General features: G+C 69.8%; 14 protein-coding genes. All 14 read left to right on the top strand.

Translation table 11 applies throughout. The features are described 5' to 3' along the window. Positions 1 to 90 precede the first annotated feature (90 nt). The 14 genes from SNAS_RS35920 (at position 91) to SNAS_RS21840 (ending at position 13,715) form a co-directional block, all read left to right on the top strand. Positions 91 to 555, top strand: coding sequence for a phasin family protein (locus SNAS_RS35920; RefSeq protein ID WP_169313828.1), 465 nt, complete (start codon positions 91 to 93; stop codon positions 553 to 555). 3 nt (positions 556 to 558) lie between these two features. Beyond that, the gene (locus SNAS_RS21900) at positions 559 to 744 is read left to right on the top strand and encodes a hypothetical protein (RefSeq protein WP_013019656.1); all 186 of its coding nucleotides are present in this window, start codon (positions 559 to 561) and stop codon (positions 742 to 744) included. An 18-nt stretch (positions 745 to 762) separates the two neighbouring features. Continuing rightward, positions 763 to 1,581 carry a TlyA family RNA methyltransferase gene (locus SNAS_RS21895; protein ID WP_013019655.1) on the top strand — a complete coding sequence of 273 codons (819 nt, stop codon included), beginning with the start codon at positions 763 to 765 and terminating at the stop codon, positions 1,579 to 1,581. Then, positions 1,578 to 2,471 (top strand): NAD kinase, encoded by an 894-nt coding sequence (locus tag SNAS_RS21890; protein ID WP_013019654.1) that lies wholly within the window; start codon positions 1,578 to 1,580, stop codon positions 2,469 to 2,471. The genes SNAS_RS21895 and SNAS_RS21890 overlap by 4 nt, the downstream gene beginning before the upstream one ends. Before the next feature lie 70 nt (positions 2,472 to 2,541). Next, positions 2,542 to 4,293: a DNA repair protein RecN gene (gene recN, locus SNAS_RS21885; protein WP_013019653.1), complete on the top strand. Its 1,752-nt coding sequence runs from the start codon at positions 2,542 to 2,544 to the stop codon at positions 4,291 to 4,293. Between the two features lie 79 nt (positions 4,294 to 4,372). Further along, complete coding sequence (steA, locus tag SNAS_RS21880; protein WP_013019652.1) at positions 4,373 to 5,563, top strand: putative cytokinetic ring protein SteA; 1,191 nt, start codon at positions 4,373 to 4,375, stop codon at positions 5,561 to 5,563. Further along, positions 5,560 to 6,447, top strand: coding sequence for a copper transporter (locus SNAS_RS21875; protein WP_013019651.1), 888 nt, complete (start codon positions 5,560 to 5,562; stop codon positions 6,445 to 6,447). Before steA ends, SNAS_RS21875 begins: the two co-directional genes overlap by 4 nt. A gap of 37 nt (positions 6,448 to 6,484) precedes the next feature. Then, on the top strand, positions 6,485 to 7,351 hold the full coding sequence (locus SNAS_RS21870) for a hypothetical protein (protein ID WP_013019650.1): 867 nt from the start codon (positions 6,485 to 6,487) through the stop codon (positions 7,349 to 7,351). 104 nt (positions 7,352 to 7,455) lie between these two features. Continuing rightward, the gene (locus SNAS_RS21865) at positions 7,456 to 8,061 is read left to right on the top strand and encodes a glycosyltransferase (protein WP_013019649.1); all 606 of its coding nucleotides are present in this window, start codon (positions 7,456 to 7,458) and stop codon (positions 8,059 to 8,061) included. A 108-nt stretch (positions 8,062 to 8,169) separates the two neighbouring features. After that, positions 8,170 to 9,891, top strand: a complete 1,722-nt coding sequence (locus tag SNAS_RS21860; protein ID WP_280101490.1) for a CTP synthase — start codon at positions 8,170 to 8,172, stop codon at positions 9,889 to 9,891. Positions 9,892 to 9,947: 56 nt separating this feature from the next. Continuing rightward, the gene (locus SNAS_RS21855; protein ID WP_083787383.1) at positions 9,948 to 10,454 is read left to right on the top strand and encodes an NUDIX domain-containing protein; all 507 of its coding nucleotides are present in this window, start codon (positions 9,948 to 9,950) and stop codon (positions 10,452 to 10,454) included. A gap of 182 nt (positions 10,455 to 10,636) precedes the next feature. Further along, the gene (gene ald, locus SNAS_RS21850; RefSeq protein WP_013019646.1) at positions 10,637 to 11,752 is read left to right on the top strand and encodes an alanine dehydrogenase; all 1,116 of its coding nucleotides are present in this window, start codon (positions 10,637 to 10,639) and stop codon (positions 11,750 to 11,752) included. Next, on the top strand, positions 11,749 to 12,660 hold the full coding sequence (locus SNAS_RS21845; RefSeq protein ID WP_041626651.1) for a site-specific tyrosine recombinase: 912 nt from the start codon (positions 11,749 to 11,751) through the stop codon (positions 12,658 to 12,660). The genes ald and SNAS_RS21845 overlap by 4 nt, the downstream gene beginning before the upstream one ends. Positions 12,661 to 12,785: 125 nt before the next feature. Continuing rightward, positions 12,786 to 13,715 carry a ParA family protein gene (locus tag SNAS_RS21840; RefSeq protein WP_013019644.1) on the top strand — a complete coding sequence of 310 codons (930 nt, stop codon included), beginning with the start codon at positions 12,786 to 12,788 and terminating at the stop codon, positions 13,713 to 13,715. Positions 13,716 to 13,752 lie beyond the last annotated feature (37 nt).

Genomic DNA, 13,752 nt, shown 5'->3' with positions numbered 1-13,752 from the left:
TCTGAGAAAAGCACCGGATGGGACGGTACCGCATGGGGGACAGACCGACCAACCGGTAGCGTAAACGCCGGAAACAGACGTTATGGAGGCATGGACATGCAGGACGCGTGGCGCGCGTATCTGGAGCTGGCCCTTGGACTGACCGAGGCGTCCCGTAAGAAGGCCACCCAGATCATCAAGTCGCTGGCCGAGCAGAGCGGCGAGAAGGTCGAAGACCTGCAGGGTATGGCCCAGGAACTGCTGTCGCAGGGGATGGCCAACCGGGAGAACGTCGTGAAGCTGGTCCAGTTCGAACTGGACAAGGCACTCGACAAGGTGGGCTTGGCCACAAAGGATGAGGTCGCCGACCTCAAGTCGCGGGTGCGGCAGCTGGAAGAGGAGCTGCGACAGGCCCGGCGGCAGTCCGAGTCCGGTGAGCCCTCGGCCGCCAAACCCGCCAAGAAGACGGTGAAGAAGGCCGCGGCCAAGAAGACCACCGCCAAGAAGGCGACGGCGAAGAAGGTCGTGAAGAAGACGGCCAAGAAGACCGCGAAGAAAGCCGCGAAGGGCGAGTAGCCGGTGAGCCAGTTCAATCCGTCGCATCTGGACCGCAACCGCGAGGAGCAGGGGATCGAGGAGCGGGTCGCCGAGGCCGTGGCGCGCCTCGACGAACTCGCCGCACTGCCGACCCCGCAACACGTCGAGGTGTTCGAGTCGGTGCACGAGGTGCTGTCGCAGACGCTGTCGGCGGTTGATGAGGCGTGACTCGAGCGAGGTATCGCGGTGGCGGCGCGTAGACGCCTCGACGCGGAACTGGTGCGGCGGGGCCTGGCCCGGTCGCGGGCGCACGCCGCGGAACTGATCGCGGCCGGACGGGTGCGGGTGCGGGGCTTCACGGCCACCAAACCCGCCGCCGGGGTCGACCCGGCCGATCCGGTGCTGCTGGCCGGGGACGGCGATGACTACGTCTCGCGGGGCGCGCACAAACTCGTCGGGGCGCTGTCGGCGTTCGCCGATCTCGGTGTGTCCGCGAAGGACCGCCGCTGCCTGGACGCGGGGGCCTCGACGGGCGGTTTCACCGACGTCCTGTTGCGCGAGGGCGCGCGCGAGGTGGTCGCGGTCGACGTCGGTTATGGACAGCTGGCGTGGAGCCTGCGCACCGACGAACGGGTGACGGTCCACGACCGCACCAACATCCGGCACCTGACGGCCGCCGACATCGACGGGCCGGTGGAGCTGACGGTGGCGGACCTGTCGTTCATCTCGCTGCGGCTGGTGCTGCCCGCGCTGATCGCCTGCACTCGCGCCGACGGCGTCATCGTGCCGATGGTCAAACCGCAGTTCGAGGTCGGCCGCGACAAGATCGGCTCCAAGGGGGTCGTGCGCGAACCGGCGGTCCGGCTGGAAGCGGTGCGCGGCGTCGTGGCGGCGGCCGCCGAACTCGGCTGGACGACCGTCGGCGTCACCCGCAGCCCACTTCCCGGCCCGTCGGGGAATGTGGAGTTCTTCTGCGCGTTGAGAACCGACGCCACCGCCATGAGCGACGCCGACATCGAGATCGCGGTGACGGCCGAAGCAGACGAGAAGGGAAGCCCGACGTGAACCAGCCGCGAAACGTCCTGCTGGTGTCCCACACCGGGCGCCGCGACATCGCCATGGAAGCCAAGGCGCTGGTGACCTGCCTGCGCGCCAAGGGTTTCGAGGTTCGGGCGCTGGCGACCGAGGCCGGCGAACTCGGCCTGGACGGCCTGGTCGCTATGGAGGAGTCGCGGGCGGTGTGCGACGTGGAGCTGGTGCTGGCGCTGGGCGGCGACGGCACCTTCCTGCGGGCCGCCGAACTGGCCCGCAAGGCGGCGGTGCCGCTGTTGGGCATCAACCTGGGCCAGATCGGTTTCCTCGCCGAGGCCGAGATCTCCGACATCTCCGAGGCCGTCTCCCGGCTGCAACGCGGCGACTACGTCGTCGAGGAGCGGCTCACCCTGGACGCCGTGGTGACTTTGGACGGTGCCGAGGTCGGCCGCGACTGGGCGCTCAACGAGTCCACGGTGGAGAAGGGCCGTCCCGCCCGGATGCTGGAAGTGCTCGTCGAAGTGGACGGCCGCAGGCTGTCGCGCTACGGCTGCGACGGCGTCGTGTGCGCGACCCCGACCGGCTCCACCGCCCACGCGATGTCGGCGGGCGGGCCGGTGGTGTGGCCGCGCGTCGACGCGCTGCTGCTGGTGCCGATCAGCGCCCACGCCCTGTTCTCGCGGCCGCTGGTGGTGGCCCCCGATTCGACGATCGCCATCACCGTCGAGCCATACGCTCCCGCCGCGGTGCTCACCAGCGACGGTCGCCGTACCGTCGCGATCCCGCCGGGCGCCACGGTCACGGTGCGGCGCGGCGAGCATCCGGTGCGGGTGGTCCGGTTGACCGATCAGCCCTTCACCGACCGGTTGGTGGCGAAACTGGCGCTGCCGGTCGACGGCTGGCGCGGGCACCGCCTGGGTTGAACACCGCGCTGGCCTGCGGTGGCGATCCCGAGCCTGGCGGGTGTCAGGGCCGACCATTAATGTCTTTGTTGTGCTTGACGAGCTTCGCATTACCGGACTTGGCGTTATCGAGGACGCGACACTGCCGTTGTCGAAGGGCCTGACGGTGATCACCGGTGAGACCGGCGCCGGAAAGACCATGGTGGTCGCCGGTCTGGGGCTGCTTTTCGGCGGCCGGGCCGACACCGGCCGGGTACGGCCCGGTGAGAAGAAGGCCATGGTGGAGGGCCGGATCCGGGTCAAACCCGGTGACGGCGCGCTGCGGCAGCGGGTCGCCGACTGCGGGGCCGAACTCGAGGGCGACGAACTGCTGATCAGCCGCACCCTCACCGCCGAGGGCCGATCCCGGGCCCACGTGGGCGGCCGGTCGGCGCCGGTGGGGGTGCTGGGCGAGATCGGGACGCTGGTGCTGTCCATCCACGGGCAGTCCGACCAGATGCGACTGTTGCAGCCCGCCGAACAGCGCGGTGCCCTGGACCGCTACGCCGGTGACAGCCACGAGAAACTGCGGGTGTCCTATCGCGAGACCTACGACCGGTGGGTGGCACTGGCCGCCGAACTGGCCGAGCGGCGCGCCAACGCGCGCGAACGCGCCCGGGAGGCCGACGTGCTGCGGCTGGGCCTCGAGGAGATCGAACGGGTGGCGCCGCAGCCGGGCGAGGACGCCGAACTGGCCGAGGAGGCGCGGCGGCTGGAGCACGCCGAGGCGCTGCGGGGCGCGGCCGCCGAGGCGCATGTCGCGCTGGCCGGGCATCCCGACGTGGTCGGGGAGAGCGCCGACGCCGGTTCGCTGGTGGGCAGCGCCTCGCGGGCGCTGTCGGCGCAGGGCGACACCGACGCGAAGCTGGGGGAGCTGGCCTCGCGGCTGGAGGCCGCGGTCGCGGTCATCACCGACGTCTCCGGCGAACTCAGTTCCTATCTGGACGAACTTGACGCGGATCCCAATCGGCTGGCCGAGATCTTCGAACGCCGCGCCGCCCTGAAGAGCCTGACCCGCAAGTACGCCGAGGACATCGACGGCGTGCTGGCCTGGGCCGCCGACGCGGCCGAGAAGCTGGCGTCCCTTGACGTCTCCGACGAGGCGCTGGCCGCGATGGAGGCCGACCGGGACCGGCTGGCCGCCGAGGCCGCCGAACTGGCCGCCGCGCTGACCAAGTCCCGCAAGGCCGCGGCGACCCGGTTCGCCGAGGAGGTCACCGCGGAGCTCGCCGGACTGGCGATGCCGCACGCGCGGGTGTCGGCGTCGGTGGAGGCCCGGCCCGTCGGGAAGGGGCTGTCCCCGTTGCTGGTCGACGGCGTCGAATGCGGTGCCGGGCCCGACGGCGTCGACGAGGTGGAGCTGCGGTTGCGTCCGCACCCCGGCGCCCCCGACACGGCGTTGCAGCGCGGCGCCTCCGGCGGTGAACTGTCGCGGGTCATGCTGGCCATCGAGGCGGTGTTCGCCGGGGCCGGTGGCCCGCCGGTGCTGGTCTTCGACGAGGTGGACGCCGGGGTCGGCGGCGAGGCCGCCGTCGAGATCGGACGCCGGTTGGCGAAACTGGCCAAGCAGCACCAGGTCGTGGTCGTCACCCACCTGGCGCAGGTCGCGGCCTTCGCCGACTCGCATCTGGCGGTGAGCAAGGACACCGGCGGCGCGGTCACCGTGTCGGGCGTGCGGGAGGTCGAGGACGCCGAACGCGCCCGCGAACTGGCCCGGATGCTGGCGGGTATGCCCGACAGCCACCTGGGCATCGCCCACGCCGAGGAACTGCTGGCGGTGGCGGCCCGGGCAAAGCGCGGCTAGGCGGATCGTCGACCCGTTCGGGTCGGCTTCGGCGTGCCGCTGCCGGTCGGAGCCGGTGCGGGCTGCCAAGATAGACGCGATGCGTCTACCTACATTGCGCCGACACGACCGGGCGAGCGACTGGGCCACCGGTGCCGTCGGCGGGTCCGCGAAGCTCGACCGCCGCACCAAGCGGCTGGTGGGGCGGGTCAATTGCGGGGACATCGCCGTCGTCGACCATATGGACATCGACCGGGTCGCCGCCGATTCGCTGGTGGCCGCCGGGGTCGGCGCCGTCATCAACGCCAAGCCCTCGATCTCGGGCCGGTATCCGAACCTGGGGCCCGAGGTGCTGGTGTCGGCGGGGATCGTGCTGATCGACGAGGTCGGCGACGAGATCTTCGACCGCATCGACGACGGCGACAAGCTGCGCATCGAGGGCGGCAAGGTGTTCCGGGGCGAGGAACTGCTGGCCGAGGGGCGACGCCTGGACGCCGCCGCGGTCGCCGCCGCCATGGCCGAGGCCCGGCAGGGGCTGGCGGTGCAGCTGGAGGCGTTCGCCGCCAACACGATGGAGTACCTGAACAAGGAACGCGACCTGCTGCTGGACGGCGTCGGTGTGCCCGAAGTGGACACCGTCTTCGCCGACCGGCACTGTCTCATCGTGGTGCGCGGCTACGACTACAAGGCCGACCTCGACGTGCTGCGGCCCTACATCCGGGAGTTCAAGCCGGTGCTGGTGGGTGTGGACGGTGGCGCCGACGCCCTGGTCGAGGCCGGTTACACCCCGGATCTGATCGTCGGCGACATGGACTCGGCCTCCGACGAGGTGCTGCGCTGCGGCGCCGAACTGGTCGTGCACGCCTACAGCGACGGGCACGCGCCCGGCATGACGCGGCTGGAGCACCTGGGGGTGGCGGCGAAGGTGTTCCCCGCCTCGGCCACCAGTGAGGACATCGCGATGCTGCTGGCCGACGAGAAGGGCGCCAGCATGATCGTCGCGGTCGGCACCCACGCCACGCTGGTGGAGTTCCTGGACAAGGGCCGCTCCGGCATGGCCTCGACGTTCCTGACCCGGCTGCGGGTGGGCGCGAAACTCGTCGACGCCAAGGGAGTCAGCCGCCTGTACCGGCAGCGGGTTCCCGCCTCGGGTTCGTTCCTGCTGGCGTGTTCGGCGATCGCCGGGGTGGCCGCGGCCGTGGCCCTGTTCACCGCCGGTATGAGTTTCGCCGAGACCGGCGCCGACTGGTGGGACGGCATGGTTTCCGCGATTCAAAGGATCTTCTCGTGATCAATCATCGTTTCCACCTGGTGGCGGTCGTGGCGATCTTCCTGGCCGTCGCGGTGGGTCTGGGACTGGGCATGGTCGGTGTCGGCGGCTCGGCCGGGTCGGCGCACGCCGAGGCCGAGCAGGCCGACACGCAACGGTTGCGCGCCGAGGTCGACCGGCTGGGGACGGCCTCGGAGAAGGCTCGCGACTTCGCTACCGGGGTCGCGCCGGTGACGCTGGCGGAACTGCTGGCCGACGAACGGGTGCTGCTGGTGGGCATCGGCGGCGCCAAGGACGCCGAACTGGACGCGATCTCCGACACACTGGAGTACTCGCGCGCCACCTCGGCCGGGACCCTGAACTTCACCGACGCGTTCACCGACCCCGACAACAGTGCGTCCCTTATCGACCTCGCCGCGAAGCTGACCCCCAAGGGCGTCAAGCCTCCCAACGACAACAATGGCGTCGAGACCGTGTCCGCGCTGCTGGCCATGTCCATCCTGGACAAGAGTGAGGTCTCGGCCAGTGAACGGGACCGGTTGGTCAGCGCCCTGGAGGGCCTGAAGATGGTCGACGTCGCCGAGAACCTGTCCGACGAACGGGCCACGGCGGTCGTGATCGTCTCGGGGAAACCGGAATCCGGGCACCAGCCCAGTGTGGTCACCGCGTCCGACCGGTTCGGACGCGAGGGCGCCACCGTCCTGGCCGCCGCGAAACCCGACGGTGTCATCGAGGCGGTCCGCGAGGACCCCGCCCGATCCAAACGGATTTCGACGGTCGATAACGTTGACTCCCCACAGGGACGCGTCACGGCGGCACTCGCGCTGCCGAGCACCATCGAGGGCGAGACAGGCCACTACGGCACCGGCGAATCCGCGAACGCCGTGGTACCGGTGCCCTCGTAGGACGACGCGATCCCCCGTCGACTTCAGGAGCGCCACTGTGAACCGTCTGCCCGCTAGCCTGCGCCGTTTCCTGGTGACCGGTACCGGCGCGGTGGTCACCAGAGCCGTGGGCTCGTGGATCGCGCGCTCGCCGGCGGCGCCGAAACTCGAACGCATCAACCACAGCGGCACCCCGGTGAGCCTGTCGGAGGGCCCCGCCGTGGCGGTGGGCGCCTCGGCCGCGTCGGCCCTGGGCGCGCGCACCCCCACGCACGCGGCCGCCGCCCTGGTCGCCGGGCTGGGTTCGGGAGCCGTCGGCCTCTACGACGACACCGCCGACATCGCCGAAACCCCGCCTCCCAAGGGCTTGGCCGGTCACCTGCGGGCGCTGGCCGCGGGCCACGCCACCGGCGGCAGCGTCAAACTTGCCGGCCTGGGACTCGTCGGTCTGGCCGCGGCCACCCTCATCGACTCCGACCGCGACAGTGGCGGCGAATCCCGTGCCCGGCGCGTCACCACGACCCTGTTGGGCGCGGGCGTCATCGCCGGGACCGCCAACCTCATCAACCTGTTCGACCTGCGCCCGGGCCGGGCCCTGAAACTCGTGTCCTCCATCGCGGGTCCGATATCGACGAAGAACGACACCGCCGGTGGGGTCGCGGCCGGAACGCTCGGCGCCGCCGGTGCCGCGCTGCCCGACGACCTCGAGGAACGCACGATGCTGGGCGACTGCGGGGCCAACGCGCTGGGCGCCCTGGTCGGTCTGTCGTGGACGGCCCGCAGTGGCGTCGGTAAACGCGCGGCCCTGTTGGCGGGCGTCGCGGCGTTGACGCTGGCCAGCGAGAAGGTCAGCTTCACCAAGGTCATCGCCCACACCCCGGTACTGCGCGAAGTGGACGAACTCGGCCGCCGAGGCGGGGCCTGAGAAATCCGGCCCGCTCGGCTTCGGCCCGCGAGCTCGCCGCGACGGGGCGTGTGATGTCCTATGCGGTGCAGGAACCAGTCGACTCGAAGGAGTAGTGACCGACAGTGGCGGGACGACGCATCGCGCTGGTGTGCGCCGGTGAAGAGGTCATCGGCGAGCACGTGGCGACGGTGGCCAAGGGCCTCAAGGACGCCGGTGACCGGGTCGTGGTCGTGGCGCCGTCCGGTTTCGCCGCCAGCTACGGCCTCGACGAGGCCGGGGTGCGGTTCGCGACCCTGGAAATCCCGCCGGCCGCCGAGCTCGTCGGCGACGCCAAGGCGACCTGGAACCTGCGGGCCATGCTGGGCGGCGGCGCCGGACGCGGCCCCGACGTGGTGCACGCCTTCGGAACCCGGGCCGGACTGGCCGCGGCTTTGTCCAAGGTCAACAGTGTGCCGCTGGTCGTCACCTGGTGGAGTGAACTCGCCGAACCCGGCACCGGCTGGCAGGACCGGCTGCGCGACCAGCCCACCCGGCTGATCGCCCGGCGCGGTGACGTGGCGCTGTGCGCCTCCACCGACCTGGTGTCGGCGGTACTGCGGCTGGGCGCCAGGGACGCGCGGCACGTCGGCGTCCCGGTCACCGAAACCGTTGCGGCGGGCGGGTCCGCGTCCGGCACCGAGCCGGTCGAGCAGCTCGACGCGCTGTATCGCGAGCTCACCGGCAGGTGAAAAGCGGACATCGGCGTGGGGTGCCGCCGATGATTCTGATCAAGGTGTTACCGTGGAGTCCCGTGGGTGGGTAACCGCCACAATAGGCTCCGACCACGGGAGACGGCATTGGCCAGTAACGCCGCGAATCAAGCGCGCATCACCAAACACATCTTCGTCACCGGTGGCGTGACCTCAGCGCTGGGGAAGGGTCTGACGGCCTCCAGCCTCGGAAATCTACTCACTTCGCGTGGACTTCACGTCGTCATGCAGAAGATCGACCCGTACCTGAACGTCGATCCCGGCACGATGAACCCCTTCGAGCACGGCGAGGTGTTCGTCACCGACGACGGCGCCGAGACCGACCTGGACGTCGGCAACTACGAACGGTTCCTCGACAGGGGACTGTCGCGGCGTTCGTGCATCACCACCGGCCAGATCTACTCCGACGTGATCGCCAAGGAACGCCGGGGCGAGTTCCTCGGCGCCACCGTTCAGGTGATTCCGCACGTCACCAACGAGATCAAGTCCCGGATCCGGTCGATGTCGGCTCCCGACACCGATGACGCGGCCGGACGCATCCCCGACGTCGTCATCACCGAGGTCGGCGGCACCGTCGGCGACATCGAGTCGCTGCCGTTCCTGGAGGCGATCCGGCAGCTGCGGCACGACATCGGCCGCGACAACTGCCTGTTCATTCACGTGTCCCTTGTGCCCTATCTGGGTGCCAGCGGCGAGCTGAAGACCAAACCCACCCAGCACTCGGTGGCCGCGCTTCGCAACATCGGTATCCAGCCCGACGTGATCGTGTGCCGCAGCGACCGCCAGATCCCCGACAACCTCAAGAACAAGCTGGCGCTGTTCTGCGACGTGGACATCGAGGCGGTCGTGTCGGCGCCCGACTCCGACAGCATCTACGAGATCCCCAAGGTGCTGCACCGCGAGGGCCTGGACGCCTACGTGGTGCGCCGCCTGGACCTGCCGTTCAAGGACGTCGACTGGACCGCGTGGGACGACCTGCTCGACCGGGTCCACCACCCGCGCGAGGAGGTGACGATCGCGATCGTCGGCAAGTACGTCGACCTTCCCGACGCCTACCTGTCCGTTGTGGAGGCCGTGCGTTCGGCCGGGTTCGCGCACCGCGCCAAGACCGTCATCAAGTGGGTGGAGAGCTCCACCTGCGTCGACGACGAGGCCACCGGCAAGATCCTGTCCGGCGTGGACGGTGTCGTGATCCCCGGCGGTTTCGGGGAACGCGGCGTGGAGGGCAAGATCAACGCCATCAAGCACACCCGGGAGAACGGCATCCCGACCCTGGGACTGTGCCTGGGCCTGCACTGCATGACCATCGAGGTGCTGCGCAACGTCGCGGGCCTGGCCGGAGCCAACTCCGAGGAGTTCGCGCCCGAGGCCGAGCACCCGGTCATCTCCACCATGGCCGACCAGACCGACATCGTCGCCGGTAAGGGCGACATGGGCGGCACGATGCGGCTGGGCGCCTGGACCGCGCAGCTGGAACCGGGTTCGCTGGTCGCCGAGGCCTACGGCGCCTCGACCGTCTCCGAACGGCACCGGCACCGCTACGAGGTCAACAACGCCTACCGCGAGACGCTGGCCAAGTCCGGTTTCGTGCTGTCGGGACTGTCCCCGGACGGACGGCTGGTGGAGTTCCTGGAACTGGACCGCACCGTGCACCCGTTCTTCGTGTCCACCCAGGCCCACCCGGAGCTGAAGTCGCGGCCCACCCGGCCGCACCCGCTGTTCTCGGCGTTCATGGGCGCGGCGCTGTCGTACGCCCTGACCGACCAGATCGACTTCGCCGGTGGCCACAACACGGCGGTCGCCTCGTGAACCACGTCTTCGAGGTTCGCGACAGCCAGACGGTGTGGAGCGGCTTCCGGTTCGGCATGGTCCGCGACGAGGTGGCCATGCCCGGCGGCGGCACCGCCGAGCGGGTCTACCTGGACCACCCGGGCGCGGTGGTCGTCGCGGCCCTGGACGCCCAGGACCGGATCGCGCTGATCCACCAGTACCGGCATCCGGTGCGGCAGCGGCTGTGGGAGCTGCCCGCCGGTCTGCGCGATGTGGAGGGTGAGGACCCGGCCGAGGCCGCCGCCCGGGAACTGGCCGAGGAGGCCGACACCCGGGCCGCGCGGATCTCGCACCTGTTCACCTTCCATCCCACGCCGGGATGCAGCAACGAACGCATCGAGATCTTCCTGGCTCGCGACCTGTCGCCGGTGCCGGACGCCGAGCGACACGTCCGCACCGACGAGGAGGCCGACCTGAGCCTGCGGTGGTGGGACCTGGACGAGGCGGTGGCCGCGATCTTCGACGGACAGATCACCAACGGCTGCACGATCGCGGGACTCTTGGCCGTGTCGCAACTGCGAGCCCGCACACACTCCCTGTGATTCTGAGGTATATTTCGCTTTACGTCATTGAACGATAGGCCAAGCCAGGTTGTTGACAAAGAATCGACGGCTATGTCAGGCTTAATCGGCTTGTCGCGCACTCCCGTGTGACGGGCATGGAGTACATTGCACAGTGGTGGCAACGAGGCCGCCGCGTGCCTTTTCGAAAGGTGGGCGCACAGGTGAAGGTCGGTATCCCCCGCGAGGTGAAGAACCACGAGTACCGGGTGGCCATCACCCCATCGGGTGTGCACGAATTCGTCCGTGCCGGACACGAAGTCGTCATCGAGGCCGGAGCCGGGGAAGGGTCGTCGATTCCCGACGCCGACTTCGCCGCCGCCGGTGCCACGCTGCTGCCCACCGCCGACGCGGTGTGGGCCGAGGCCGATCTGGTCCTGAAGGTCAAGGAACCCATCGCCTCCGAATACCACCGGATGCGGGAGGGACAGGTGCTGTTCACGTACCTGCACCTGGCCGCCTCCCGCGAGTGCACCGACGCGCTGCTGGACCGCAAGGTCACCGGCATCGCCTACGAGACCGTCGAGACCCACGACGGCGCGCTGCCGCTGCTGGCCCCCATGAGCGAGGTCGCCGGACGGCTCGCGCCCCAGGTCGGCGCCTACCACCTGATGCGTCAGGGCGGTGGCCGCGGCGTGCTGCCCGGCGGAGTCTCGGGCGTCTACGCCGCCCGCACCGTCGTCATCGGCGGCGGGGTCTCGGGCATGAACGCCGCCGCGATCGCGCTGGGCATGCAGGCCGACGTCGTCCTGATGGACAAGAACATCGACAAGCTGCGGGCCGCCGACCAGCGTTACGCGGGGCACCTGCAGACCGTCGCCTCCAACGCCTACGAGGTCGAGAAGGCCGTCCTGGACGCCGACCTCGTCATCGGCGCCGTCCTGGTGCCGGGAGCCAAGGCGCCCAAGATCATCAGCAACGAACTGGTCTCGCGGATGAAGCCCGGCAGCGTGCTGGTCGACATCTCCATCGACCAGGGCGGCTGCTTCGAGGACTCGCGTCCCACCACCCACGCCGACCCGGTCTACCAGGTCCACGACTCGGTGTTCTACTGCGTGGCCAACATGCCCGGCGCCGTGCCGCACACCTCCACCTACGCGTTGACGAACGTCACACTGCCGTACGCGCTGGAGCTGGCCAACAACGGCTGGCGGGAGGCGCTGCGCAAGGACCGCGCGCTGGCCCTGGGCCTCAACACCCACGACGGCCACGTCACCTACGGACCCGTAGCCGACGCTCACGACCTGGCGGTGGCGAAACTCGAGGAGATCCTGCACTGACAGTGCCGGCCCGCGTCGTCCGCGACTACCTCGACCACGTGACGGTCGAACGTGGACATTCGGCGAACACGATCGCCGCCTACCGCCGCGACCTGGGCCGCTACCTCGACTGGCTGTCCGAGACCGGACTCGACGCACTGTCCCAGGTGACCGCCGCCGACATCGGCGGTTACCTGGCCCGGCTCTCACAGGGCGACGACGAACATCCGGGCCTCTCGGCCCGATCCATAGCCCGCGCGACCTCGGCGTTGCGCGGGCTGCACCGTTTCGCCCTCGACGAGGGCGTCACCGACACCGACCCGACGCAGGCACTGTCCACCCCCAAACCCGCGCTGCGGCTGCCCAAGGCCATCGGCGTCGACGAGGTCGCGCGGCTGCTGGAGGCCGCGGCGATCCTGGACAACCCCACCGGTCTGCGCGACACCGCGTTGGTGGAGTTCCTGTACGGGACCGGGGCCCGGGTTTCGGAGACCATCGGCGCCGATATCGACGATCTTGACTTCGACGCGGCGGCGGTCCGGTTGCGCGGCAAGGGAGGGAAGGTGCGGGTCGTCCCGCTGGGTGGTTACGCGGTGCGGGCGCTGGAGAACTACCTGACCCGCGCGCGTCCAAGCTGGACTCCCGGGCACCCGAAGCTTTTCGTCAACTCGCGTGGCAAACCCCTTACCCGCCAAGGGGTCTTCTTCATCCTGCGCGGTCTGGCCGACCGGGCCGGGATGGCCGTCGACCTCGGTCCGCACACCCTGCGGCACTCCTTCGCCACCCATCTCCTGGACGGGGGCGCCGACATCCGGGTGGTGCAGGAACTGCTGGGTCACGCCGCGGTCTCCACCACGCAGATTTACACACTTGTCACAGTCGATAAACTAAGAGAGGTTTACGCCACGTCCCATCCCCGAGCCCGGTAGCGAAATATGAATCCCCAATGGAGTGGCGCAGTCGCCTCGCACACGCCCGCGAAGTGGCGTACAGTCGCACAGGCGGGCGGCCACGCAAACGTCACCGAAATCGGACACACACCTGGAGGGCGGGAATGAACAGTCCAGACTCAGGCGACAAGTGGGCGGCGCTGCGTAGCGCCGCGACTCCGGTGGCCGATATGGACGCCGACTCGGCTGTCGCCGACCCCGAGACCTACACCGGGCGCGGCGAGATACCGCAACCCCAGCCGCTGGAACGCCACGGCCCGGCCCGCGTCGTCGCGATGGCCAACCAGAAGGGCGGCGTCGGCAAGACCACCACCACCATCAACCTCGGTGCGGCGCTGGCCGAATACGGCCGCAAGGTGCTGCTGGTCGACTTCGACCCGCAGGGCGCGCTGTCGGTGGGCTTCGGCGTCAACCCCCACACCCTGGACCTGACGGTCTACAACCTCCTGATGCAGAACGACGTCTCCATCGAGGACGTCATCGTCAAGACCAACGTCGCCGGACTGCACGTCCTGCCCGCCAACATCGACCTGTCGGCCGCCGAGATCCAACTGGTCAACGAGGTCGCCCGGGAACAGACCCTGGCCCGGCTGCTGCGCCCGGTGATGAGTGAGTACGACTTCATCATCATCGACTGCCAGCCCTCGCTGGGCCTGTTGACCGTCAACGCGTTGACCGCCGCCCACGGCGTCCTGGTGCCGCTGGAGTGCGAGTTCTTCAGCCTGCGCGGGGTCGCGCTGCTGCTGGACACCGTCGACAAGGTCCGCGAACGGCTCAACTTCGACCTGGAGCTGGACGGCATCCTGGCCACCATGTACGACTCGCGCACCACCCACTCGCGGCAGGTGCTGCAACGGGTCGTGGAGGCGTTCGGCGACCGGGTGTACCAGACCGTCATCACCCGCACCGTCCGATTCCCGGAGACCACTGTGGCCGGTGAACCGATCACGACCTGGGCACCGGCCTCGTCCGGCGCCCGCGCCTACCGCCAACTGGCGCGCGAGGTCATCGCGGCTCAGGACAACCGGCGCTGAGTTCCGGCGAAACCGGCACCGGCGCAACCTCGGCAAG

The organism is Stackebrandtia nassauensis DSM 44728, from assembly GCF_000024545.1.
Classification (GTDB): Bacteria; Actinomycetota; Actinomycetes; order Mycobacteriales; family Micromonosporaceae; genus Stackebrandtia; species Stackebrandtia nassauensis.
This window is presented reverse-complemented; position numbering and strand designations above follow the sequence as displayed.

Coding starts and splice junctions, on each gene's coding strand:
- SNAS_RS21840 (WP_013019644.1), top strand. CDS start 12,786: ATGAACAGTCCAGACTCAGGCGACAAGTGGGCGGCGCTGCGTAGCGCC.
- steA (WP_013019652.1), top strand. CDS start 4,373: ATGCGTCTACCTACATTGCGCCGACACGACCGGGCGAGCGACTGGGCC.
- SNAS_RS35920 (WP_169313828.1), top strand. CDS start 91: ATGGACATGCAGGACGCGTGGCGCGCGTATCTGGAGCTGGCCCTTGGA.
- SNAS_RS21855 (WP_083787383.1), top strand. CDS start 9,948: ATGGTCCGCGACGAGGTGGCCATGCCCGGCGGCGGCACCGCCGAGCGG.